The sequence below is a fragment of the Ruegeria sp. BHSC043 genome (genome assembly GCF_059612985.1).
Window position 1 is genome coordinate 139555 of sequence record NZ_JBXWRS010000002.1, and the last position, 22982, is coordinate 162536.

Annotated in this window: 21 protein-coding genes; 10 read left to right on the top strand and 11 right to left on the bottom strand. The window is 64.6% G+C overall.

Annotated features, from left to right (window positions below):
- The first annotated feature begins 4 nt into the window (after window positions 1-4).
- Genes AC2FMM_RS05760 through AC2FMM_RS05780 form a run of 5 tightly spaced genes read left to right on the top strand, consistent with a single transcriptional unit; the run spans window position 5 to window position 6239 of the window.
- Window positions 5-637: a phage distal tail protein, Rcc01695 family gene (locus AC2FMM_RS05760; RefSeq protein ID WP_496740788.1), complete on the top strand. Its 633-nt coding sequence runs from the start codon at window positions 5-7 to the stop codon at window positions 635-637.
- On the top strand, window positions 637-1524 hold the full coding sequence (locus AC2FMM_RS05765) for a phage/gene transfer agent baseplate hub protein (RefSeq protein WP_496686471.1): 888 nt from the start codon (window positions 637-639) through the stop codon (window positions 1522-1524). Before AC2FMM_RS05760 ends, AC2FMM_RS05765 begins: the two co-directional genes overlap by 1 nt.
- On the top strand, window positions 1524-1967 hold the full coding sequence (locus AC2FMM_RS05770) for a C40 family peptidase (protein ID WP_496711454.1): 444 nt from the start codon (window positions 1524-1526) through the stop codon (window positions 1965-1967). Before AC2FMM_RS05765 ends, AC2FMM_RS05770 begins: the two co-directional genes overlap by 1 nt.
- Complete coding sequence (locus tag AC2FMM_RS05775; protein WP_496796038.1) at window positions 1967-5935, top strand: baseplate multidomain protein megatron; 3969 nt, start codon at window positions 1967-1969, stop codon at window positions 5933-5935. The genes AC2FMM_RS05770 and AC2FMM_RS05775 overlap by 1 nt, the downstream gene beginning before the upstream one ends.
- Window positions 5936-5942: 7 nt before the next feature.
- Complete coding sequence (locus tag AC2FMM_RS05780; RefSeq protein WP_496796039.1) at window positions 5943-6239, top strand: DUF7742 family protein; 297 nt, start codon at window positions 5943-5945, stop codon at window positions 6237-6239.
- Here the strand turns inward: AC2FMM_RS05780 and AC2FMM_RS05785 are convergent.
- On the bottom strand, window positions 6220-6558 hold the full coding sequence (locus AC2FMM_RS05785) for a TraR/DksA family transcriptional regulator (protein ID WP_496711457.1): 339 nt from the start codon (window positions 6556-6558) through the stop codon (window positions 6220-6222). The two genes, AC2FMM_RS05780 and AC2FMM_RS05785, sit on opposite strands and share 20 nt — an antisense overlap.
- A gap of 86 nt (window positions 6559-6644) precedes the next feature.
- On the opposite strand from AC2FMM_RS05785, the gene cysE reads away from it, so the two are divergent.
- Window positions 6645-7454: a serine O-acetyltransferase gene (gene cysE / locus AC2FMM_RS05790; protein WP_496681130.1), complete on the top strand. Its 810-nt coding sequence runs from the start codon at window positions 6645-6647 to the stop codon at window positions 7452-7454.
- Window positions 7455-7522: 68 nt separating this feature from the next.
- Here cysE and AC2FMM_RS05795 read toward each other — a convergent pair whose 3' ends face one another.
- From AC2FMM_RS05795 to AC2FMM_RS05815, 5 genes are all read right to left on the bottom strand, one after another.
- Window positions 7523-8839, bottom strand: a complete 1317-nt coding sequence (locus AC2FMM_RS05795) for a pyruvate dehydrogenase complex dihydrolipoamide acetyltransferase (protein WP_496711458.1) — start codon at window positions 8837-8839, stop codon at window positions 7523-7525.
- A 14-nt stretch (window positions 8840-8853) separates the two neighbouring features.
- Complete coding sequence (locus tag AC2FMM_RS05800; protein WP_496796040.1) at window positions 8854-10233, bottom strand: pyruvate dehydrogenase complex E1 component subunit beta; 1380 nt, start codon at window positions 10231-10233, stop codon at window positions 8854-8856.
- 15 nt (window positions 10234-10248) lie between these two features.
- On the bottom strand, window positions 10249-11238 hold the full coding sequence (gene pdhA / locus AC2FMM_RS05805) for a pyruvate dehydrogenase (acetyl-transferring) E1 component subunit alpha (protein WP_496681139.1): 990 nt from the start codon (window positions 11236-11238) through the stop codon (window positions 10249-10251).
- 130 nt (window positions 11239-11368) lie between these two features.
- Window positions 11369-11668, bottom strand: coding sequence for an FtsB family cell division protein (locus tag AC2FMM_RS05810; protein ID WP_496681140.1), 300 nt, complete (start codon window positions 11666-11668; stop codon window positions 11369-11371).
- Window positions 11669-11837: 169 nt separating this feature from the next.
- Window positions 11838-13028, bottom strand: coding sequence for a phosphoglycerate kinase (locus AC2FMM_RS05815; RefSeq protein ID WP_496796041.1), 1191 nt, complete (start codon window positions 13026-13028; stop codon window positions 11838-11840).
- Between the two features lie 136 nt (window positions 13029-13164).
- Between AC2FMM_RS05815 and AC2FMM_RS05820 the strand changes: the two genes are divergently transcribed.
- The 3 genes from AC2FMM_RS05820 (at window position 13165) to AC2FMM_RS05830 (ending at window position 15292) form a co-directional block, all read left to right on the top strand.
- On the top strand, window positions 13165-13671 hold the full coding sequence (locus AC2FMM_RS05820) for a peptidylprolyl isomerase (protein WP_496681145.1): 507 nt from the start codon (window positions 13165-13167) through the stop codon (window positions 13669-13671).
- Window positions 13664-14209: a peptidylprolyl isomerase gene (locus AC2FMM_RS05825; RefSeq protein ID WP_496711461.1), complete on the top strand. Its 546-nt coding sequence runs from the start codon at window positions 13664-13666 to the stop codon at window positions 14207-14209. The genes AC2FMM_RS05820 and AC2FMM_RS05825 overlap by 8 nt, the downstream gene beginning before the upstream one ends.
- 120 nt (window positions 14210-14329) lie before the next feature.
- Window positions 14330-15292, top strand: coding sequence for a DUF3179 domain-containing protein (locus tag AC2FMM_RS05830; protein ID WP_496796042.1), 963 nt, complete (start codon window positions 14330-14332; stop codon window positions 15290-15292).
- 8 nt (window positions 15293-15300) lie between these two features.
- Here the strand turns inward: AC2FMM_RS05830 and aqpZ are convergent, their stop codons facing one another.
- The 5 genes from aqpZ to AC2FMM_RS05855 all read right to left on the bottom strand — a co-directional run bounded on the left by aqpZ (window position 15301) and on the right by AC2FMM_RS05855 (window position 19534).
- A complete protein-coding gene (gene aqpZ, locus AC2FMM_RS05835) occupies window positions 15301-15990 on the bottom strand; it encodes an aquaporin Z (protein ID WP_496796043.1) in 690 nt (229 codons plus the stop codon).
- A gap of 180 nt (window positions 15991-16170) precedes the next feature.
- Entirely contained in the window at window positions 16171-16674 is a 504-nt protein-coding gene (locus AC2FMM_RS05840) for a bactofilin family protein (protein ID WP_496681152.1), read from the bottom strand.
- Window positions 16664-17989 carry a DUF5930 domain-containing protein gene (locus tag AC2FMM_RS05845; protein WP_496681160.1) on the bottom strand — a complete coding sequence of 442 codons (1326 nt, stop codon included), beginning with the start codon at window positions 17987-17989 and terminating at the stop codon, window positions 16664-16666. The genes AC2FMM_RS05840 and AC2FMM_RS05845 overlap by 11 nt, the downstream gene beginning before the upstream one ends.
- Window positions 17990-18177: 188 nt before the next feature.
- Window positions 18178-18996: a ferritin-like domain-containing protein gene (locus tag AC2FMM_RS05850; RefSeq protein ID WP_496796133.1), complete on the bottom strand. Its 819-nt coding sequence runs from the start codon at window positions 18994-18996 to the stop codon at window positions 18178-18180.
- 76 nt (window positions 18997-19072) lie between these two features.
- Window positions 19073-19534 (bottom strand): peroxiredoxin, encoded by a 462-nt coding sequence (locus AC2FMM_RS05855; protein WP_496681163.1) that lies wholly within the window; start codon window positions 19532-19534, stop codon window positions 19073-19075.
- Between the two features lie 59 nt (window positions 19535-19593).
- Between AC2FMM_RS05855 and AC2FMM_RS05860 the strand changes: the two genes are divergently transcribed.
- Window positions 19594-22977, top strand: coding sequence for a YhdP family protein (locus tag AC2FMM_RS05860; protein ID WP_496796044.1), 3384 nt, complete (start codon window positions 19594-19596; stop codon window positions 22975-22977).
- Window positions 22978-22982: the final 5 nt, after the last annotated feature.

Here is a 22982-nt window from a genome sequence, read left to right on the forward strand (position 1 = left end):
GGACATGAATTTCCACGAAATCAGATTTCCCGCCAGCCTGAGTTTCGGCTCGGTCGGCGGACCCGAGCGGCGCACGGATATCGTGACTCTGGCCAACGGGTTCGAAGAACGCAACACGCCCTGGGCGCATTCGCGGCGGCGTTATGACGCCGGTTTGGGGATGCGGTCGCTGGACGACATCCAGACGCTGATCGCCTTTTTCGAAGCGCGTCAGGGTCAGATGTACGGGTTCCGCTGGAAGGACTGGTCGGACTACAAGTCCTGCGCCGCCACTGCCGAGGTCGACATGGGCGACCAGGTGATCGGTCAAGGAGACGGGGTCACGACCGTGTTCCAACTGGTCAAGACCTATGCCTCGGGTGGGGTCAGCTATGTCAGGCCCATCGTCAAGCCGGTGCTGGGTACGGTCAAGGTGGGGCTCGATCAGGACGAGGCCCGAGAGGGCGTGGATTTCGAGGTGGACCTGAATCGCGGTCTGATTCAATTCGCGGTCCCGCCGGCCGAGGGGGTCGAAGTGACCGCCGGGTTCGAGTTCGACGTGCCGGTGCGCTTCGACACCGACAGGATCCAGGTCAGCGTGGCCAGCTTTCAGGCAGGCGACGTACCCAATGTTCCGGTGGTGGAGGTGCGGGTCTGATGAGCGGCGACAAGCAGGCATTGCTGACCCATCTTCAGTCCGGCATGACTACGGTCTGCCGCTGTTGGGCGATCACTCGAACCGATGGCGTGTCCTTCGGGTTCACCGACCATGACCGCGAATTGGCCTTTGACGGACTGGTGTTCAAGGCAAGCTCCGGTCTGACGGCCTCGGCGATCGAACAGGCAACGGGCCTGTCGATCGACAATTCCGAGGCCATGGGCGCCCTGACCGATGCGGCCGTGCGCGACGAAGATATCGAGGCCGGCCGGTTCGACGGCGCCGAGGTGCGGGCCTGGCTGGTCAACTGGGCCGCGCCGGACCAGCGGATGCTGCAGTTTCGCGGCTCGATCGGCGAGTTGCGGAGGGCCGGGCGCGCGTTTCATGCCGAATTACGGGGGCTGACCGACCGGCTGAACCGGCCATTGGGGCGGATCTACCAAAAACCCTGCACCGCGATTTTGGGCGACAAGGCCTGCAAGTTCGACACGACCACGCCCGGTTATTGGGCTGAGGTCGCGATCGCCGCGGTCGGCGACGGCCCGGTCTTGCGCCTGGAAGGGGCCGAGGAGATTGACGCGGGCTGGTTCGATCGGGGCCGGCTGGATGTGCTGAGCGGCGCATCGCAAGGGCTGTGGGCGACGATCAAGACGGATCGGCCGGTCTCGGGTGGGCGCGAGGTTATGCTGTGGTCCGGGATCGGTGGGCGCCTTTCAGCCGGTGATCGCGTCCGGCTGACGGCGGGTTGCGACAAACGGATGAGAACCTGCCGGTTGAAATTCGACAATCTTCTGAACTTTCAGGGATTTCCCGACCTGCCAGGCGAAGACTGGGTGATGGCCGTGCCCAAGAAAGGAAAACCGTACAAAGGAGGGAGCCGACGGTGATGCCGACCCGACATGACATCGTAAGCGAAGCGCGCCGCTGGTTGGGGACACCGTATGTCCACCAGGCCTCGGTCAGGGGGGCGGGTACCGACTGCCTTGGGTTGCTGCGTGGCGTGTGGCGCGCCGCAATCGGGGACGAGCCCGAAGCAGTACCGGCCTACAGCCAGGACTGGTCCGAGCTACAGGGCGAGGAGCGGATGTGGGTGGCTGCCCAACGCCACCTGATCGAACGTCCTGACCTTAGCCTGGCCATCGGAGCGGTGCTGCTGTTCCGCATGCGCGACCGAGGCGTTGCCAAGCATCTGGGCATCGTCAGCGAGACCGGCCCGGTCCCGCGCTTCATCCATGCCTATTCAGGGCATGGGGTGGTTGAAAACGCTCTGAGCGATCCTTGGCGCCGCCGGGTGGTCGCCTGTTTTGATTTTCCTTTGGAGGACACCTGATGGCGACCATTCTGTTATCGGCGGCCGGGGCCGCGCTGGGCGGGTCCATCGGCGGAACGGTGGCCGGCCTGTCCACGGCGATCGTCGGCCGTGCCATCGGCGCCACGCTGGGCCGTGTGATCGACCAGCGCCTGATGAGCCAATCGGTGATGGGAAGCGGCAGCGAAGTGGTCGAGACCGGGCGGCTGGACCGCTTCCGCCTGACCGAGACCGGCGAAGGCGCGCCCCTGGCCACCGTTTTCGGCCGGATGCGCGTGGGCGGGCAGGTCATCTGGGCTTCGGATTTTCTGGAGACGCGGTCGACCACGACCACGACGCAGTCTGCCGGGGGCGGCAAGGGCACGCCCAAACCCGCCGAAGTGACGACGACCACCCACAGTTACAGCTACTCGGTGTCGCTGGCGATTGCGGTCGGGGCAGGCAAAATCGCCGACGTTTCGCGCATTTGGGCCGATGGTGAGGAAATCGAGCGCACCAGCGTGAACATGCGGATCTATCGGGGGACGGATACTCAACTGCCCGACCCGTTGATTGAATCGATCGAGGGCACGGGCAACGTGCCGGCTTATCGCGGCACGGCTTATGTGGTGATCGAGGACCTGCAACTCGGCAGATTCGGCAACCGCGTGCCGCAGTTCTCGTTCGAGGTGATCCGCCTCGATCAGGAGGACATGCCGAACTATGAGAGCGAGCTGCAACGGATCGTGAAGGGCGTGGCCCTGATGCCGGGCACGGGCGAATACACGCTTGCCAGCCGCCAGGTGAACTATGGCAAAGGGCAGGGGCGGACCTGGGCCGCGAATGTCAACGCGCCGTCCGGCCAGCCGGATCTGGTCGACTCGCTGCGGGCAATGCGCCGGGAATTGCCCGCTTGCGAGGCAGCCTCGTTGGTCGTGTCGTGGTTCGGGGATGATCTGCGGTGCGGCCAGTGCAGCATTCGGCCCAAGGTTCTGCGACGGGATGTCGATGGCAAGAACATGCCGTGGAACGTGGCCGGGGTTGCTCGCAGCGCGGCTGCGGTCGTCAAGGAGATTGACGGCCGGTCGGTTTATGGTGGGACCCCGGCGGATGAGTCGGTCAACGAAGCCATCGCGCACCTGAAGGCCACGGGCAAGCGGGTCATGTTCTATCCGTTCATCCTGATGGATCAACTGCCGGGGAACGGCCTGCCGGACCCGTGGTCCAGTGCGGGCGATCAGCCACATCTGCCGTGGCGCGGGCGGATCACGTTGGACGTTGCGCCGGGTCGGGACGGGTCTGTGGACGGAACGGCCCAGGCCGATGCGCAGGTGGCCAGCTTCTTTGGCGCGGCCAGGGCGTCGGATTTCACAATTGGCGTAGGCACCGTCACCTATTCGGGGCCGCAGGAATGGGGGCTTGCGCGCTTCATCCTGCACTATGCCGCCCTGTGCAAGGCGGCCGGGGGGGTCGACTCGTTCTGCATCGGGTCCGAGATGCGGGGACTGACGCAGATCCGCGGCGCGTCAGGGTTTCCGGCCGTGGCCCGGCTGCGGACCCTGGCGGCCGAAGTGCGCCAGATTCTGGGGCCGCAGACCCGGATCGGCTATGCGGCCGACTGGTCCGAGTATTTCGGCTATCAACCGAGCGATGGCAGCGGAGACCGGTATTTCCACCTGGATCCCCTGTGGGCCGACGACAACATCGACTTTGTCGGGATCGACAACTACATGCCGATTTCGGACTGGCGCGACGGCGACGGGCATCTTGACGTCAAATCCGGTGCGCGGTCGATCTATGACCTTGGGTATCTGCGCGCCAACATCGAAGGCGGCGAGGGCTATGACTGGTACTATGCCTCGCCGGAGGAGCGTGACGCCCAGATCCGGACCCCGATCGAGGATGCCGAACACGGCGAGCCGTGGGTCTGGCGGTACAAGGACATCCGGAACTGGTGGTCGAACCCGCATCACGAACGCATCGGCGGGGTGCGGCAGCCGGCGCCCACCGCATGGGTGCCCGGGTCAAAGCCCATCTGGTTCACCGAACTGGGCTGCGCGGCCATCGACAAGGGAACCAACCAGCCCAACAAGTTCGTCGATCCGAAATCCTCGGAATCGGACCTGCCCAGGTTCTCGAGCGGGTTGCGCGATGACTTCATCCAGATCCAGTACCTCAAGGCTACCCTGGGCTATTGGGCGGACCCGCAGGTGAACCCGGTCTCCGAGATCTATGGCGGGCCGATGGTGGATGTGTCGAATGCCTTTGTCTGGGCCTGGGATGCGCGGCCCTATCCGACCTTTCCGAATCTGCGCTCGCAATGGAGCGATGGGGCCAACTATGCGCGCGGTCACTGGCTGAACGGGCGATCCGGTTCGCGCACTCTGGCCTCGGTCGTGACCGAAATCTGCCATGGTGCAGGGGTGACCGACATTGATGTGTCGGGCCTCTACGGCGTCGTGCGGGGCTATGCGGTCGAAGACGTGTCGGACGCGCGCTCGGCCTTGCAGCCGCTCATGCTGCGCTATGGGTTCGACGCGGTCGAGCGCGACGGGATGCTGGTGTTCCGTATGCGCGAGGGTCGGCATCCACACGACCTTGAACTGGACCAGATCGCGGAAAGCCCCGAGATCGAAGGGCGCGTGCAGTACCAGCGCGAGGCCGAAGCGGAAATGGCGGGCCGCGTGCGTCTGCGGTTCGTGCAGTCGGATTCCGACCACGACCTGGTGTCGGAAGAGGCGGTAATGCCCGATGACCGGACCCACTCGGTGGCCGTGAATGAAATGCCCTTGTCGATGACCCGGGGCGAGGGGCGACAGACCGTCGAACGGTGGCTTTCCGAGGCACGCGTGTCGCGCGACACGGCTCGGTTTGCGCTGCCGCCATCACTGTTGCATCTGGGCGCCGGAGACGTGGTGCGCCTACCTTCGGCAAATGCGGCGTCGAAGGCCCTGTATCGCATCGACCGGGTCGAGCAGGCCGACCTGCAGTTGGTGGACGCGGTCCGGATCGAGCCGGCGGTCTATGACCGGCCAGACATGGAAGATGACGGCGGCAGCGCCAAGCCCTATGCCGCGCCGGTGCCGGTTCTGTTCTATTTCCTGGATCTGCCGCTGATCACCGGTGCGGAAAGGCCCCACGCTCCGTATATTGCGGCGACGGCCGACCCCTGGCCGGGCAGCGTTGCCGTCTATGCCTCGGACCGGGATGAGGGGTACGAATTGCGGGATGTTCTGTCGGGGCAGGCCGTGATCGGATTTACCGAAACCCAACTGCCCAGGGCCGCGGCCGGGGTCTGGGACGAAGGCGCCCCTTTGCGGGTCAGGCTTATTGACGGGGTGCTGCAGTCGCAGTCGCGGGCTGCCTTGCTGAACGGGGCGAACCTGGCGGCCATCGGCGATGGCACCGCCGGTAACTGGGAGCTGTTCCAGTTCGCCGACGCGCAGTTGCAGGAACCCGGGGTCTACGACCTGTCGGGGCGGTTGCGGGGTCAGTTGGGCACCGATGCCCTGATGCCCGACTACTGGCCGGTGGGTTCGGTCTTTGTCTTGCTGGACGAGCGCATTTATCAGGCCAGTCTCGCCCGCACCGAGCGCCGCGTCGAGCGGCACTTCCGGATCGGGCCGGCAACGCGGGGTTACGACGACGAGTCCTACACCCACAGGGTCGAAACCTTTGACGGCAACGGGCTGCGCCCCTATGCGCCGGTGCATCTGCGCGCCCGGAATTCGGCGGGCGACGACCATCTGACCTGGGTGCGCCGGACCCGGATCGACGGAGACGACTGGAGCTTTCTCGAGGTGCCCTTGGGCGAGGAAGCCGAGGCCTATCTGATCCGCATCAGCGCCGGTGGCGCGTTGGTGCGCGAAGAGGTGGTCTCTGCTCCAGCCTGGACCTATACGGCCACGATGAAATCCGCCGACGGTGTCACCGGTTCCTATGGTGTCGAGGTCGCGCAGGTTTCGGCCAGCTATGGCCCGGGCCCCGCGGCGCGAATGACCGTGGGCTAGGTCGGCCATGCGCCCCGTTCTGCACGGAGACATCAGCGCGGCGGCGCGGGTTCTGTTGACCGCGCCGCCGCCCCAAAGGGACCGCCTGTGTGCCCGCATTTTCATCGAGGCCGAGCTGGCCGACCGGCATGTCGCGGCCACCGGGCGGCTGCATCCGCAGTTCGGCAACGGGTCGTTGATGGCGGCGGCGCGTGGCCGACCTCTGGCGGATGAACCGGGTTTCGACGACACGGATTACTGCCAGTGTTTCGAGACGGTTCTGCGCCACCTGATCCGGTTTCAGATCAGCCGGACGCGCAGCTGACGCATTTTCCGGCGGCGGGATCCAGTTCCAGCCGCCCGCGCGCGATGGCCTCGCCACAGTCTTCGCAATACCCGAATTCGCCCTCGTAGATGCGCGTCAGAGCGGCGTTTAGCCGGCGGGCTTCAAGGTCGCGCCGGGTCTGTTGGGCCTTGGCCATGGCCTGGTTCTGCAGCGCGTCCATCCGGCTGAGGCGCCCAACCGCCTGCTGATCAAGCTGGACGACCGACTGGGCCTGTTTCCCGGCTTCGGAATTCTGTTCCAATTCGGCCAACCGGGCGCGGATCAGTGTTTCGAATTCCTTCAGTTCCGCCTGCTTCATTTTCGGTTGCGTCGCACATCAAGGGTTTGCGTTTGGCCTTTTTGGGCCTAGATGGCTATTCTAGGCGCAGAAAAGGAACAAAAGCCATGTTTGAAACGCGCACCCAAGTCACTCCGGTCGATCCCGTCTGGGACCGGATCACATCCGAGGCGCAAGCCGCCGTCGAGAAAGAACCGCTGATGGGCGGGCTGGTGCACGCCTGCATTCTGCACCACAAATCGCTGGAACGCGCCTTGTCATATCGGATTTCGGCCAAGCTGTGCTCGAACGAAATGTCGATGATGGTGCTGCGGGAAGTCGTCGAGGAGGCCTATGCTGACGACCAGAGCCTGCTTACTGCCGCCCGGGCCGACCTGATGGCCGTGTACGAGCGGGATCCGGCCTGCCATCGCCTGCTGCAGCCGATTCTGTATTTCAAGGGCTACCAGGCCATGCAGGCGTATCGGGTAGCGCATTGGCTGTGGCGCAAGGGGCGCCACGATCTGGCCTATTTTCTGCAGATGCGCTGTTCCGAGATTTTCGGTGTCGACATCCACCCCGCCGCGAAGATTGGCAAGGGCATCATGATCGACCACGCCCATTCCATCGTGATCGGTGAAACCGCGGTCGTGGGCGACAACGTCTCGATGTTGCATTCGGTGACCCTTGGCGGGACCGGCAAGGAGGAAGAGGACCGCCATCCCAAGATCGAGGATGGCGTTCTGATCGGCGCTGGCGCCAAGGTTCTGGGCAATATCCGCGTAGGCCATTGCAGCCGTATCGCCGCCGGTTCGGTGGTTCTGCAGGATGTGCCGCCCTGCAAAACCGTAGCCGGAATCCCCGCCAAGATCGTGGGCGAGGCCGGATGCGACCAGCCCTCGATCTCGATGGACCACATGCTGGGCAAGGATCAGTAAGCCTTTTCTCAGGCACGAAAAAAGCCGCCTCGGGGTCCGAGGCGGCTTTTTGATTCTTGCGGCGTGGATCAGGCCAGCATGACCATCGGGTTTTCCAGGTTGTCCACGATGGCCTGCAGCAATTGAGCCCCAAGCGCGCCGTCGATCACCCGGTGATCCACCGACATAGTGACCGACATGACGGTCGCCACGGTCAGTTCGCCGTCCTCGCCCACAACCGGCTTCTTGGCGCCGGTGCCGACGGCCAGGATGCCCGCATGCGGCGGGTTCACGATGGCGTCGAAATTGTCGATGCCATACATGCCCAGGTTCGAAACCGCAAAGGTGCCGCCCTGGTATTCATGCGGGGCCAGCTTGCGCTCGCGTGCGCGGGCGGCCAGGTCCTTCATTTCGGTCGAGAGCGCCGACAGAGATTTGGTGTCGGCGTCCTTCAGGACCGGGGTGAACAGCCCGCCTTCGATCGCCACGGCCACGGCCACGTCCGAGGGTTTCAGTTGCAGCACCCGGTCGCCCGCCCAGACGGCATTGCATTCCGGTACCTGCTGCAGCGCGTTGGCGACGGCCTTGATGATGAAGTCGTTGACGCTCAGCTTCACGCCGCGGGCTTCCAATTGCTTGTTCAGTTGGCTGCGGAATTTCAGCAGCGCGTCCAGCTTGATGTCGCGGCGCAGGTAGAAATGCGGGATGGTCTGCTTGGCCTCGGCCAGACGGGCGGCGATGGTCTTGCGCATGCCGTCCAGCTTGACCTCCTCGTACTCGCGGCCTTCGTACATGCGGGCCACCATGTCGGCCGAGGGGCCGGCGGGGGCCGCCGCGGGTGCAGGCGCTGCGCTGGGGGCGGCTGCCGGAGCCGGAGCGGCGGCCGGAGCAGCGGTTGCGGCTTCGACATCCGCCTTGACGATGCGGCCATGCGGGCCCGAGCCCTTGATCTGCGCCAGGTCCAGCCCTTTCTGAGCGGCGATCCGGCGGGCCAGCGGAGAGGCGAAGATGCGTCCGCCGTCGGCTTTGACCGGGGCCGCCGGAGCCGGGGCAGGGGCGGGCGCCTCGGATGCCGCGGGGGCGGCAGCCTCGTTGCCCGCGTCGGCTGCGGGCGCAGCCTCGGGCGCCTTGGCCGGGGCCGCGGCGATGTCATCGGCGCTTTCGCCTTCTTCCAGCAGCACGGCGATCGGGGTGTTGACCTTGACCCCCTCGGTGCCTTCGGGGATCAGGATCTTGCCGACGATGCCTTCGTCGACGGCTTCGAATTCCATCGTGGCCTTGTCGGTCTCGATCTCGGCCAGCAGGTCACCCGAGGAGACGGTATCGCCTTCCTTGACCAGCCATTTGGCGAGCGTGCCTTCCTCCATGGTCGGCGAAAGGGCGGGCATCAGAATTTCGGTGGGCATCTGTCAGTCGCTCCTTACCGATAGGTCACTTGTTTGACGGCTTCGATCACCTCGTCGGTGGTCACCAGCGCCAGTTTTTCCAGGTTCGCGGCATAGGGCATGGGTACGTCCTTGCCGGTCAGGTTGATGACGGGCGCGTCGAGATAGTCGAACGCCTCTTGCATCACCACCGAGCTGATGTAGCTGCCGACCGACCCTTGGGGCCAGCCTTCCTCGACCGTGACCAGACGGTTGGTCTTCATCACCGAGTTGATGATCGCGCCGGTGTCCATCGGGCGGATGGTGCGCAGGTCGATCACCTCGGCGCTGATGCCGTCCTCGGCCAACTTGTCGGCAGCTTCCAAGGCGTATTGCATGCCGATGCCGAAGCTGACGATGGTCACGTCGGTGCCTTCGCGCCAGATGCGGGCTTTGCCCAGCGGCACGGTCAGGTCATCGACCTGCGGCACGTCGAACGAGCGGCCATAGAGGATTTCGTTTTCCAGGAACACGACCGGGTTGGGATCGCGGATGGCCGATTTCAGCAGGCCTTTGGCGTCGGCTGCCGAATAGGGCATCACCACCTTCAGGCCGGGGATCTGCATGTACCAGGCGGCATAGTCCTGGCTGTGCTGGGCCGCCACGCGCGCGGCGGCGCCGTTGGGGCCGCGGAACACGATCGGACAGCCCATCTGACCGCCGGACATGTACAGCGTCTTGGCGGCCGAGTTGATGATCTGGTCGATCGCTTGCATGGCGAAGTTGAAGGTCATGAACTCGACGATCGGCTTCAGCCCGCCAAAGGCCGAGCCGACGGCGATGCCTGTAAAGCCATGCTCGGTGATTGGCGTATCAATCACGCGTTTTGCGCCGAACTCGTCCAGCAGACCCTGAGAGACCTTGTAGGCGCCCTGGTATTCGCCGACTTCCTCGCCCATCAGGTAGACGTCTTCGTCGGCGCGCATCTCTTCTGCCATCGCGTCGCGCAGAGCTTCGCGGACAGTCTGTTGTTTCATCGGCGCGTCGGCTGGCCAATCGGGCGACAGATCCACGACGGGCGCGGCAGGAGCCGCCGCAGGGGTGGGTGCGGACGCCTCAACCGCCGCAGGCGCGGCGGCCTCGTTGCCCGCGTCGGCTGCCGGGGCAGCCTCGGGCAGGGCGGAGACGTCTTCGCCCTCTTCGACCAGCACGGCGATGGGTGTATTGACCTTGACCCCTTCGGTGCCCTCGGGGATCAGGATCTTGCCGATTATGCCTTCGTCGACGGCCTCGAACTCCATCGTGGCCTTGTCGGTCTCGATCTCGGCCAGTATGTCGCCGGAACTTACGGTGTCGCCTTCCTTGACCAGCCATTTGGCCAGGGTGCCTTCCTCCATGGTCGGCGAAAGGGCGGGCATGAGAATTTCGGTTGCCATGTCTTGTTCGTCCTCTCAGGCGTAGATGTCGGTCCAGAGCTCTTCGACGGGCGGCTCGGGGCTTTCCTTGGAGAATTCGGCGGCCTTGTTGACGACTTCCTTGATCTCCTTGTCGATCGCCTTCAGGTCATCCTCGGTGGCGTGCTTGCCCGATAGCAGCAGCTCGCGCACATGTTCGATCGGGTCGCTCTGTTCGCGCACTTTCTGCACTTCTTCGCGGGTGCGATACTTGGCCGGGTCTGACATCGAGTGGCCGCGATAGCGGTAGGTCTTGACCTCAAGGATATAGGGCCCCTTGCCTGCGCGGCAGTGGGCCACTGCTTTCTCTCCGGCCTCTTTCACTGCCAGCACGTCCATGCCGTTGACGATTTCGCCGGGAATGCCGAACGCCTCGCCGCGGTGATAGATGTCCTTGGTCGAGGTCGAGCGCGACTGCGCCGTTCCCATCGCGTACTGGTTGTTCTCGATCACGAAGACCACCGGTAGCTGCCACAGGGCGGCCATGTTGAAGGTTTCGTAGACCTGGCCCTGGTTCGCCGCGCCATCGCCGAAATAGGTGAAGGTCACGCGGCCGTTGTCCTTGTATTTATCGGCAAAGGCCAGACCCGCCCCCAGAGGTACTTGCGCGCCCACGATGCCGTGGCCGCCATAGAAATGCTTTTCCTTCGAGAACATGTGCATCGAGCCGCCCTTGCCCTTGGACAGACCGCCGATGCGCCCGGTAAGCTCGGCCATCACGCCGCCCGGATCCATGCCGCAGGCCAGCATGTGACCGTGGTCGCGGTAGGAGGTGATGCGCTTGTCGCCATCCTCGGCAGCGGCTTCGAGCCCCACGACGACGGCTTCCTGACCGATGTAGAGGTGGCAGAAACCGCCGATCAGACCCATCCCATACAGTTGCCCCGCCTTTTCTTCGAATCGGCGGATCAACAACATCTCGCGGTAGTAGGTCTTGAGTTCTTCCGCAGAAACGTTTGGTTTCTTTGTGGTTTTTCGCGCAGCCATCGTGGCGATCTCCCCCTTCCGGCAAGATAGTTTAGCGTTAAACTATCTTTTAATGCATTTCGCGCAGTCTGGCGAGTGGAAATGTGACGCAGCGTCTCGGCGCGCGCCGTGCCACAGCCGGAGTTGGCATTCAGCGGATGACGATTTCGTCGGCGCGGATCATGCCCAGAACCGAGCGTGCCTGTTCGTCCAGAAGATCAAGGTCAAGATAGGTGTCCGAAAGCCTGCGCGTCAGGTTCTCCATCCGCGCGATTTCGGCGTTCAATCCGCCGAGGTCGCGCGACAGAGCATCCCGTTCCGCCGCAATCTCGACCCGTCTGAGCAGGCCATAGTCGCCCTGTACGGCGGCGAAGGTGAAATACACACCCAGCAAAAACGCCACTGAAAAGAACAGGACTGTGCCCAAACCGGGCCGACTGGAACGGGACACTCTGTTTACCGCCGTATGAATACTGCCTCAAAATCGTGCCCGTTTCCCGGGCATCTGTCGGCACTATGTCACAGGTGATTCGGCTTGTGAATCCCCGAAAACGCGAAAATCTCGACAGCGATTCAAAAAAACAGGGCGCCTCGCCGGGCAGGGCGCCACCGGCCTTGGATCATTGGTCCAAGGCGGCGACGCCGGGTAGGGTCTTGCCCTCCATCCACTCAAGGAACGCACCACCGGCGGTCGAGATGTAGGTGAAATCATGCGCCGCGCCCGACGCGTTCAGCGCGGCGACCGTATCGCCGCCGCCGGCCACCGAGACCAGCTTGCCCGCGCGGGTCAGCTCGGCCGCTTTCAGCGCGGCGGCGTTGGTGGCCGCGTCGAAGGGCTCGAGCTCAAAAGCGCCCAACGGGCCGTTCCAGATCAGTGTTTTGCTATCTTCAAAGGTCTTGCAGATCGTGGCTACGGTTTCCGGCCCCGCGTCCAGGATCATCGCATCGGCCGGGCACTGATCGGCCGGCACCACCTTGTGCGGGGCGTGGGCCTCGAACTTTTCGGCCACGACCACGTCGCTGGGCAGGATGATGCGGCAGCCGGTTTCCTCGGCCTTGGTCATGATCTGCGCCGCGGTGTCGGTCATGGCGTGTTCGGCCAGCGATTTGCCAACGTCATACCCTTTGGCCAGCAGGAAGGTGTTGGCCATGCCGCCGCCGATAATCAGGTTGTCGACCTTCTCGATCAGATTGCCCAGCAGGTCCAGCTTGGTCGAGACCTTGGCCCCGGCGACCACTGCGGTGACCGGACGCTGAGGGTTGCCCAACGCGGCTTCAAGCGCGCTCAGCTCGGCCTGCATCAGGCGCCCGGCGCAGGCCGGCAGCAGCCGTGCCAGCCCCTCGGTCGAGGCATGGGCGCGGTGCGCGGCGGAAAAGGCATCGTTGCAATAGATATCGCCGAGCTTGGCCATCCCTTCGGCCAGTTTGGCGCTGTTCTTGGTTTCGCCGTCGTGAAACCGCGTGTTCTCCAGCAGTACGACCTCGCCTTCGCCTTGGTTGGCCACGGCCAGCTCGGCCTCATATCCGACGCAATCCTCGCCAAAACGGACCTTGGTGCCAAAGGCCGCTTCCAGCGCGGGAACCAGATGTTTCAGCGACAGGTTCTGCCGCCGCTCGCCGCCGGGGCGCCCGAAATGGGCCAGCAGGATGGGTTTGCCGCCCTTGGCCAGGATGTCGCGCACGGTGGGCACGATGCGTTGGATGCGCGTGTCGTCGGTCACCGCGCCGTCGACGACAGGCACGTTGATATCCACGCGCACCAGCACGCGTTTGCCCTGCAGGTCCATGTCGTCCAGCGTTTTCCAGCCCATCGTGTCATCCTCGCCGTTGTCACCACACGTCAGCGGTTCTTTTCCTGCATTTTGCCGACAGGTCAATGCTTCACTTGGCTTTCCCGCGTCCGGCGCATAGGTATTTGCGCAAATCATTTCCACAGGAGAGAGCCCCATGGCCGAGATCAAGGATCCCGAAAACACCATCATCATCGAGCTGAAGGATGGCAAGGTCGTCATCGAGCTGCTGCCCGACGTGGCACCCCAGCATTGCGAGCGCATGAAAGAGCTGGCGCGCGCGGGCGAGTACGACAACGTGGCCTTTCACCGGGTGATCGACGGCTTCATGGCGCAGACCGGTGATGTGCAGCACGGTGACATGGAAGACGGCTTCAACCTCCGCATGGCGGGCACCGGCGGGTCGTCACTGCCGAACCTTCCGGCGGAATTCTCGAAACTGCCGCATGACCGGGGTACGCTGGGCGCGGCCCGGTCGGCAAACCCGAACTCGGCCAACTCGCAGTTCTTCATAAACTTCAAGGACAACCACTTTCTGAACGGCCAATACACCGTTTATGGCCGCGTGATCGAGGGGATGGAGCATGTCGACGCCATCACCCGCGGCGAGCCGCCCGCGAACCCCGACCGCATGATCAGCGTCAAGGTGGCCGCCGATGTATAAGCTAGCCGCCGTTTTTGCCTTGCTGGCCAGCCCGGCGCTGGCCACGGGCCTGCAGATCGAAGTCGAGGGCGAGGCCAACGGCACGATCACCATCGACCTGTTCGAAGATGTCGCGCCCAAGCATGTCGAGCAGATCACCGCTCTGGCCGCCGAGGGCAAGTATGACGGGGTGGTATTCCACCGCGTGATCGACGGTTTCATGGCGCAGACCGGCGATGTTGAATACGGCAAGCTGGGCAGCGATATGCGCCGTGCGGGCACCGGTGGGTCCGATCGTCCTGACCTGCGGGCCGAATTCTCAGATGTTCCCTACGAGCGCGGCATCGTCGGCATGGCGAGGGCGCGCGACCCGAACAGCGCCAACTCGCAGTTCTTCATCATGTTCGCACCGGCGCCGTCGCTGAACGGCCAGTACACGGTTGTCGGCGAGGTGACCGGTGGGATGGACGTGGTGGACGCCATCAAACGCGGCACCGGCCCGAACGGCGCCGTGATCGGCCAGCCCGATGTGATGACCAAGGTCACCGTTACCGAATGACCTCGACACCCGGCGCGGATTCCGCGCCGGGTTTGACGCACGGGTGTTCACGTCCCCGTGCGGGGGGCTTGGCCCGCCGTCCGCGCATCGCGCACCATGGCAGACAGCCAGAGGTGCCTCATGCGATCCCTTCTATCCGCTCTTTTGCTGGTCTGCGCGGCGGCTGCGTCCGCAAACCCCGATCTGTGGCGCGGTGAATGGCCTCGGACCGATTTCGCGATGACCTCGGTACAGGACTGGAGCCAGATCCGCTCGGGCGGGCCGCCCAGGGATGGCATCCCGGCGCTCAGCGATCCCGTTTTCGTCGAGGTGTCCGTGAATACCGGACTGGCCGCTGCCGAGCCGATCATCTCCGTCGAGCTACCCGGCGCGCGTCCAAGGGCCTATCCGATCCGCTATCTGATCTGGCACGAGATCGTGAATGACCGGATCGGCAACCGGCCCGTCGCGATCACCTATTGCCCCCTGTGCAACTCGGCGCTGGTGTTCGACCGGCGGACGGAGCAAGGCGTGCTCAGTTTTGGCGTCACGGGCAAGCTGCGCCATTCGGACATGGTCATGTACGATCGTGAAACCGAAAGCTGGTGGCAGCAGGCCACGGGCGAGGCCATTGTCGGGCGGCTGACCGGAGCCCGGCTGCGGGCGCTTCCGGCGTGGATGGAAAGCTGGGCGCAGTTTCGCGAACGCAACCCCGATGGGCTGGTGATGGCCGAACCGGACTACAATCGCGACTATGGCCGCAACCCCTATCGCGGCTATGACACGTCGCGCCAACCGTTCCTGTATGACGGAGCGCTGCCACCACATGGCCTTCACCCTCTGGAACGTGTGGTGCGGGTGGGCGACCGGGCCTGGCCTCTGACCCGCCTGCGCCGCCAAGGCCAGGTGACCGAGGCTGGCGTGACGATCTCGTGGCGCAGCGGCCAGGCCTCGGCGCTGGACGCCGGGCGCATCGCCAAGGGGCGTGACGTCGGCTCGATCCGCGTCACTGATGCCGCCGGGCAGGACGTGGTGCATGACGTGATGTTCGCCTTTGCTTTCCACGCCTTCTGGCCCGACGGAATCTGGATGACGGGTCGCTAGGCCGGGCGTCAGTCCTCGGACACCATCGCGTTCCAGATCAGCGCGCCCACCGCGCCGCCGATCAGCGGGGCGACCCAGAACAGCCACAGCTGGGCCAGCGCAGGCCCGTCGGCGAAGAGCGCAACGCCGGTCGATCGCGCCGGGTTCACCGACGTATTGGTGACCGGGATCGAGATCAGGTGGATCAGGGTCAACCCCAACCCGATGGCGATGGGGGCGAAGCCGGCCGGCGCCTTTTCGGACGTGGCGCCCAGGATGATGATCAGGAAAAAGGCGGTCAGGACGATCTCGATCACCAGGGCGGACATCATCGAATAGCCCTCGGGCGAGGCTTCGCCATAACCGTTCGAGGCAAAACTGCCGACACCGGAAAACCCGGGCGCGCCGCTGACGATCAGGTGCAGAACCGCAGCCGCCAGTATGGCGCCGATCACCTGCGCGGCCCAATAGGGCAACAGATCCTTGGCTGGAAAGCGTCCGCCGATCATCAGGCCCAGGCTGACGGCCGGGTTGAAATGCCCGCCCGAGATATGGCCTACCGCAAAGGCCATCGTCAGCACCGTAAGGCCGAAGGCGAAGGAAACGCCCAGCCAGCCGATGCCGACATCGGCTACGCCCGCGGCCAGAACCGCACTGCCGCACCCGCCAAGAACCAGCCAGAACGTGCCGAAGAACTCGGCCATCAATTTTGCTCGCATCGTGAAATCTCCCAAATACATCGGAGGCAAGTGTAGCCGAAATCAGGAAAATTTCGAATCCCGCCCCGATATCCGTCCGGTATTGGTGTTAATTGGCCACCGGCTCCGGGGGCATCGCGCACGAAAAAACGCCGCGGCAGGGCCACGGCGTTTGGGTCGGAACCGTTGGGTTCTTCGGATTTACTGGCTGACTTCGGCGGCCGGGTTGGCGCCGGTCTTGCTGCTGCGGCCCGGGTTCAGCGGGTCGTCCTGACGCTGGACCGAGCCCTCGAAATGCGCGCCGCTTTCGATTGCGATGGTCTTGTGGATAATGTCGCCCTCGACACGCGCGGTCGAGGTCAGGCGCACCTTCAGCCCGCGCACGCGGCCTACGATCCGGCCGTTGATGACCACGTCATCGGCAGTCACCTCGCCCTTGATCGTCGCGGTCTCGCCGATGGTCAGCAGATGCGCACGGATGTCGCCTTCGACGGTGCCTTCGACCTGGATGTCGCCCGAGGTCTTGATGTTGCCGGTGATGTGCAGATCTGACGACAGAACCGAAGCCGGCGGCTTGGGTTTCGGTGGGGTTGCGGCCGCTTTCTGCTCGGTCGGGGCAGGGGTCGCCTGAGCGGCCGGAGCGGCGGGCTTCGCCGTTTCGGATGCCTTGGGTGCGGGCTCGTTGATCTTGCTCTTAGAAAACATTGTTCGCAGCCTTGATGTAGGTCATGGGGTTTACGGGTTTTCCGTTCACATGCACTTCGTAGTGCAGATGCGTTCCGGTCGACCGTCCGGTGTTACCCATATCAGCAATGTGGTCCCCGCGCGAGACCCTTTGGCCGACCTTCACGCGGATGTTCGAATTATGGGCGTAATAGGTTTCGATCCCGAAGGCGTGCTTGATCTTGACCAGCTTGCCGAAACCCGATTGCCAGCCGGCATGGGTCACGACGCCGTCGGCGGTCGCATAGATGTTTGTGCCCTTGGGGGCGGCGAAATCGGTGCCCTTGTGCATCCGGCGGCCACCGGTCTTTGGGTCGCGGCGATAGCCGTATCCGCTGGTGAACCGGAAGGACGAACGGATCGGCGTGGCAAAGGGCGCCTTTTCAGCGGCGATGCGATACAGGTTCAACTGGTCCATCTGTTCCAGCAGGCGGTTGGCGCGGATTTCATCCGGCGACAGTTCCTCGCCGCGGGTGCTGAACGATATCGGAGTCAACGGCCCGCCGATGCCGCTGTAGCCGCGCCGCACCTCGTCGAGGATGCGGTCCGTCGGCATGCCGGCCTGTCGGAACATCTTGTCCAGCGGCTCGACCGAGATCAGCATCGCCTCTTCCAACTGGCGGAAGATCTCGTCATTGCGTTCCTGCATCAACTGGATTTCAAGTTCCAGCTCGTCGCGCTGGTCCAGCGCACTCTGGGCATCGGACGCGATCTGGTCGCGCTGCTGGGCCGTGCGGGCCAGGGCCTCGGACAGGAATCCCAGTTGAACGGGGGCGGCCGATGCAAACATGGCCACGGCCGGGTCGTCGGCCTTCTGTTTCAGCGCGGCCAGTTCGGCGCGCGCCTCCTCGCGCTGTTTCATGGTGGCGCGCAGAGTGGCCTGAATCACCTCGATCCCTGTTTCCAACTCGTGCCGGCGGTTCTCGGATTCCAGCAGTTCAGACTGCATCGCCGAGATCCGCTCGAGCGCGGAATTGAAGCGTTCATGTGCGGCCAGCGCCTCTTGGGCGCGGGCGTCCCGTTCGGCGGACAGAATGTTCAGACGTTCCTGATAGACCGCCTGATCGCGTTTGGCCTGTTCCCGGAAATTGCCCGAACCGATGCTGTCCATCAGCAACAGCGCAGTTGCCACCGACGTCCAGCCGACCATGACCGCCACGCCCAGAACCGCCAGTACCTGGGTTTCCGAGCTAAGCCGGACAAAGCGCGTGTCCTTGTCGGATTTCAGAAAGACCCTGCGTTCGGGAAAGTGCCGTTCGAGCAGTGAGTGCAGTTTGATCGCCAGACGTGTTCGCACGCGTCTTACTCCTCATCCCCATTGTCCGGGTCGGTCATGAGTGGTTGCCGTGACGGCTTGCCGACCCTTGGGGCGACTGATTAATGGCCGGGCAGCGATTGGGCAAGTTTGTTAACCGATTGGTGCAAAAATCGCGCAATTTCGGGCTACGGATCGGCGAGAATTTGCCGAAGCGCGCGCTGCCCGGTCTATTTCCGGGCCGTTCCGGGCGGGGGCAGATCTTCGGCCAGGGGCCAGTAGAAATCGGGCGGCAATCCGGCCTCGGCCCGCTTCTCCTCGTTGAAGGGCGGTTTCAGGGCGCCGTGGAAATACCGGCGGACCAGATCGTGAAACACGTCCTTGGGGTCGGCATTTTCCCGACCGCACAGAAAGTGGAACCATTTCGACCCATAGGCGACGTGGCCGACCTCTTCGGCATAGATCACTTCCAGCGCAGCTACGGCCTGATCGGCCTTTGCCTTGCGGAAAATCTCGATCATGCCCGGTGTAACGTCCAAGCCGCGCGCCTCGAGCACCATCGGCACTACCGCCAGCCGGCCCATCAGGTCCCCGGCGGTGTCCTCGGCCGCGCGCCACATTCCGGCATGGGCGGGAAGCGCGCCGTAATGGCTGCCCATCGCCTCCAGGCAGTCGCAGACCATTTCGAAATGGCGCGATTCCTCCTCGGCGCATTTGACCCAGTCGTCGTAGAAGCCGATCGGCATCGGCACATGTCCGAACCGGGCGATGATGTCCCAATGCAGGTCCACCGCGTTCAGCTCGATATGGGCTACGGCGTGCAGCAGCGCGATGCGCCCGGCCTCGGACCCGGGGCGGCGGCGCGGCACGTCGCGCGGTGATAGCCGCTCGGGGCGGGCGGGGCGCGCGGGATGCAGCGGCGGTTCGGCGGTGCCGATCTCGATCGCCGGGGCATCGCCCTTGCGGGACGCGACCCAGTCGGCCGCATAGCGCCGCGACAGGGCGGTCTTGGCCCGCCCGTCCGCGGTGGTCAGCACGTCGGTTGCCATCTGGGTCAGGGTCTTGGCCACGGTGATCCTCGGGTCGAATGAAACTGCCGCCTCTTAGACCGGATGGCGCGCGGCGTCAAAGCGCGCGCACGGCCTCCAGCACCTCATCGACGTGACCGGGGACCTTCACCTTGCGCCAGACGCGGGCGATCTTGCCGTCGGTGTCGATCAGAAAGGTCGAACGCTCGATCCCCATCGATTTCTTCCCGTACATGTTCTTTTCGACCCAGACGCCGAAGGCCTCGCAGACGGTTCCGTCTTCGTCGGACAGAAGCGGCGTGGTCAGACCGTGCTTGGCGACGAATTTGTCATGTTTGGCGACGCTGTCGCGCGAGATGCCGAAGACCTGCGCGCCCGCCTCGGCGAAGGCGGGCAGAGCTTCGGAAAATCCGATGGATTCCTTCGTGCAGCCCGGCGTATCATCGCGGGGATAGAAGAACAGAACGACGGGGCGGCCGCGCAGGGCCGACAGGGTGACCGAACCGCCGCCGTCACGGGGCAGGGTGAAATCGGGGGCGATGTCTGAGAGGTCGGGCATGGAGGTCTCCGGTTGTGGTTGTCATGAACTGCCGCGGATAATAGAGCGGCGTCAGCGGGTTGGAAGGCTTGGTAGGCGAATTGGCTGAGCGGCAGGACGAAAAATCGGACAAACCAGGCCGGGCGCCGCGCCGCCGATCCCGCCGCCGGACGGCCGTTCTGTGGGCCTTGCGCGGGGTTTTCCTGCTGGTGTTTCTGGCCGTGTTCTCGGGGTTGATGGTCCTGGGGCAACGGGTGCATGCGCCGAACTGGCTGCGCGACCGGGTCGAGGCGCGGCTAGACCAGGCGCTGGACGGGGTGAAGATCCGGTTCGGCGATGCCAGTTTCATCATCCACGAAGGCTGGCGTCCGAGTCTGCGGCTGAGCGACGTGTCGATCAGCGATGCCGAAGGGCGGCAGATCGCACATGTGTCGGACTTGCGGGCCAGCCTGTCGATGCGCCCATTGCTGCGCGGACATGTCCGGCCCAAGCGGATCGTACTGAACGGCGCCCAGATCACGCTGGTCCGCGGGCCAGACGGGATGCTGACCCTGATCGTGGGGTCCGGCAGCGCCCCCGTGAGGCAGGCGCCAAATCTGGCCGAACTGATCGAGCAGGCTGATGCCGTTTTCCAATCTCCGGCCCTGTCCGCACTGGCGTCGGTCGAGATGGAGGCGATCACGCTGGACTACAGCGATCAGCGGCTTGGTCGGTCCTGGGTTCTGGATGGCGGGCACATCCTGGTCACCCGCGACGATCGGGCCTTGCGGCTGGCCACAGGGTTTTCGGTTCTGGCGGGGCGAGACTATGTGAGTATGGTCGAGGCCAACTATACCAGCTCATTCGGCTCGCCTCAGGCACAGTTCGGCATATCGATCACGGACCTGCCCGCCGTGGACGTGGCCGCGCAGGCGCCGGCCCTCGCGTGGCTGCAGGTGCTGGACGCGCCGATCTCGGGCGCCCTGCGCGGCAGCATCGACGAGCAGGGGGCGTTGGGGCCGGTTTTTGCCACGCTCAACCTCGGCCCGGGCGCCGTGCAGCCCAACCCCGAAACCCGTCCGGTGCCGTTTGACACGGCCCGCACCTATTTCACCTATGACCCCTACCGGCAGGTTCTGGATTTCAACGAAGTATCCATCGCCTCTGCCTGGGGAACGGTCCAAGGTGAAGGTGAGGCCTATCTCGAGGGTGTGGAGACGGGTGCGCTGCAGAGCATGGCGGTTCAGGTCCGCCTGACGGGAATCGGGCTGAACCCGGCTGATCTGTTCGTGGACGACCTGCACCTGAACCGGGCCCAGCTGGATTTCCAGGTCAGTCTGAATCCGTTCCGCCTGCAACTGGGGCAGGCGGTTGTCGAGGACGATAACGTGCGGCTGCAAGCGTCGGGCGCGGTGCAGGGCCTGCCCGACGGCTGGAGCGTGGATCTCGACGCTCGGATCAATCAGATCTCGCAGGGGCGCGTTTTGCAGTACTGGCCGCCGCGACTGGCGCCTAAGCCGCGCAAATGGGTCACGGAAAACGTGCTCGGCGGGCAGATGTCGAACGTGGATTTCGCTCTTCGCCTGCGCCCCCGGACCAAACCGCAGATCTACGCGGATTTCGAATTCGACGAGGCGACCGTGCGATTTGCCAAGACCCTGCCGCCGTTGCAGAACGCACGCGGTGAGGCCAGCCTGATCGAGCGGCGCTTTACCGTCACCGCCCATCAGGGATTAGTGCAGGCCGATCAGGGCGGAGTCGTCGATGCCGCGGGCACCTCGTTCATCATCCCGGACACCGGGATCAAGAAATCGACGCCGGGCATTGTTCGCATTCAGGCCAGAGGCAGCGTGACCGCGGCGCTGTCGCTGCTGGACCGGCCGCCATTGTCCGTGCTGACCAAGGCCAAACTGCCGGTCGATCTGGCCGACGGGCAGGTGCGGTTGAGCGGCACATTGGCCCTGCCGCTGATCAAGGGGCTCAAGCTGGAAGAAACCCGGTTCCATTTTGCCGGGGACATCCTGAACCTGCAGACCGATCGTCTTGTGCCCGGTTTCCGCGTCAGCGCGGCGAAACTGGCCCTGAGCGGCACCCAGGACGAGGTCTCCATCGCCGGCGACGGGTCTTTCGGCGCGGTCCCGATGCAGGTCCGCTGGCGACAGCCCATCGGCGGCACCGAACCGCAACGCAGCACGCTGACCGGGCAGATCGAGCTGTCGCCGCGTTTGATGGACGAGTTGAAGGCGGGATTGCCGCCGCAGATGCTGGCGGGGCAGGGCGTGGCGCAGATCGAACTGGGGATCGGGGGCGGTCAGCCGACGCGTCTGCGCGCCAGTTCGGATCTTGCGGGGGTGACGCTGGCGATCCCCGAATTGGGCTGGCGCAAGCCTCCGTCCGGCACGGGCGCGCTGACGGTCGAAGCCACCGTCTCCGAGCCGCTGAGCATCGACAGGCTGCTAATCGAAGCCGCCGGGCTGCGGGCCGTGGGAGCGATCTCGATCAGCGACGGCGCGCTGGACCGGATCCGATTCAGCACGTTCGAACTGGGCGACTGGCTAGCGGTTCCGGCCGAGCTGATTGGGCGGGGTGCGGCGGCCCCGGATATCCGGGTTCTGGGTGGGGTTCTGAACCTTGCCAAGGCGACCTTCGCCAGCGGTGGCGGGGGCGGTGGCGCAGGTCCGAAACTGGACGTGACGCTGGACCGGCTGCAGGTCACCGATACGGTGGCCCTGACCGGCCTGACCGGGAATTTCCAGACGACGGGCGGCCTGCAGGGCGGGTTCAGCGCCCGGGTGAACGGTGGTGCCGCCGTTCAGGGGCAGGTCTTCCCCAGCGGCGATGGCCGCAGCGCAGTCCGGCTGCAATCGGTGGATGCCGGGGCCGTTTTGCGGTCGGCCGGGTTGCTGACGCAGGCGCAGGGTGGCACGCTACAGGTCCAGCTGGACCCAGTGGCCGAGCCCGGAAATTACGACCTGAACCTGAATATCCGAAACACCCGCATCACCGACGCCCCGGCCATGGCGGCACTGTTGAACGCGATCAGCGTGGTAGGGTTGCTGGACGAGATGTCCGGGCAGGGGATCCAGTTCTCGTCGATCGAGAGCGTAATGCGAATCACGCCGACGCAGGTCAAGATCCTCAGCGGCAGCGCGGTCGGTCCGTCGCTGGGGTTGTCGTTCGACGGCACGGTCGATCTGAACCGCAAATTCCTGAACCTTCAGGGCGCGATTTCTCCGATCTACCTGGTCAACGCCATCGGCAGCGTACTGACCCAGAAGGGCGAAGGCGTTTTCGCCTTCAACTACAAGCTGGTCGGGCCGGTCTCGGCGCCGCAGGTCTCGGTCAATCCGCTGTCGGGATTGGCGCCATTGTTTCTACGCAACCTTATGCGCGACCCGGCACCGACGGTTTCGGACGGCCCCAACGCAACGCCCCAACGCGATGGCCCCAGCCCGTCTTTGGGGGCACGCGGAGAAGATCGTTGACCGGG

Bases quoted from the DNA above. Each gene is read 5' to 3' on its own strand.
- AC2FMM_RS05760 (WP_496740788.1), top strand. From the start codon at position 5: ATGAATTTCCACGAAATCAGATTTCCCGCCAGCCTGAGTTTCGGCTCG.
- AC2FMM_RS05765 (WP_496686471.1), top strand. From the start codon at position 637: ATGAGCGGCGACAAGCAGGCATTGCTGACCCATCTTCAGTCCGGCATG.
- AC2FMM_RS05770 (WP_496711454.1), top strand. From the start codon at position 1,524: ATGCCGACCCGACATGACATCGTAAGCGAAGCGCGCCGCTGGTTGGGG.
- AC2FMM_RS05775 (WP_496796038.1), top strand. From the start codon at position 1,967: ATGGCGACCATTCTGTTATCGGCGGCCGGGGCCGCGCTGGGCGGGTCC.
- AC2FMM_RS05780 (WP_496796039.1), top strand. From the start codon at position 5,943: ATGCGCCCCGTTCTGCACGGAGACATCAGCGCGGCGGCGCGGGTTCTG.
- AC2FMM_RS05785 (WP_496711457.1), bottom strand. From the start codon at position 6,558: ATGAAGCAGGCGGAACTGAAGGAATTCGAAACACTGATCCGCGCCCGG.
- cysE (WP_496681130.1), top strand. From the start codon at position 6,645: ATGTTTGAAACGCGCACCCAAGTCACTCCGGTCGATCCCGTCTGGGAC.
- AC2FMM_RS05795 (WP_496711458.1), bottom strand. From the start codon at position 8,839: ATGCCCACCGAAATTCTGATGCCCGCCCTTTCGCCGACCATGGAGGAA.
- AC2FMM_RS05800 (WP_496796040.1), bottom strand. From the start codon at position 10,233: ATGGCAACCGAAATTCTCATGCCCGCCCTTTCGCCGACCATGGAGGAA.
- pdhA (WP_496681139.1), bottom strand. From the start codon at position 11,238: ATGGCTGCGCGAAAAACCACAAAGAAACCAAACGTTTCTGCGGAAGAA.
- AC2FMM_RS05815 (WP_496796041.1), bottom strand. From the start codon at position 13,028: ATGGGCTGGAAAACGCTGGACGACATGGACCTGCAGGGCAAACGCGTG.
- AC2FMM_RS05820 (WP_496681145.1), top strand. From the start codon at position 13,165: ATGGCCGAGATCAAGGATCCCGAAAACACCATCATCATCGAGCTGAAG.
- AC2FMM_RS05825 (WP_496711461.1), top strand. From the start codon at position 13,664: ATGTATAAGCTAGCCGCCGTTTTTGCCTTGCTGGCCAGCCCGGCGCTG.
- AC2FMM_RS05830 (WP_496796042.1), top strand. From the start codon at position 14,330: ATGCGATCCCTTCTATCCGCTCTTTTGCTGGTCTGCGCGGCGGCTGCG.
- aqpZ (WP_496796043.1), bottom strand. From the start codon at position 15,990: ATGCGAGCAAAATTGATGGCCGAGTTCTTCGGCACGTTCTGGCTGGTT.
- AC2FMM_RS05840 (WP_496681152.1), bottom strand. From the start codon at position 16,674: ATGTTTTCTAAGAGCAAGATCAACGAGCCCGCACCCAAGGCATCCGAA.
- AC2FMM_RS05850 (WP_496796133.1), bottom strand. From the start codon at position 18,996: ATGGCAACCGACGTGCTGACCACCGCGGACGGGCGGGCCAAGACCGCC.
- AC2FMM_RS05855 (WP_496681163.1), bottom strand. From the start codon at position 19,534: ATGCCCGACCTCTCAGACATCGCCCCCGATTTCACCCTGCCCCGTGAC.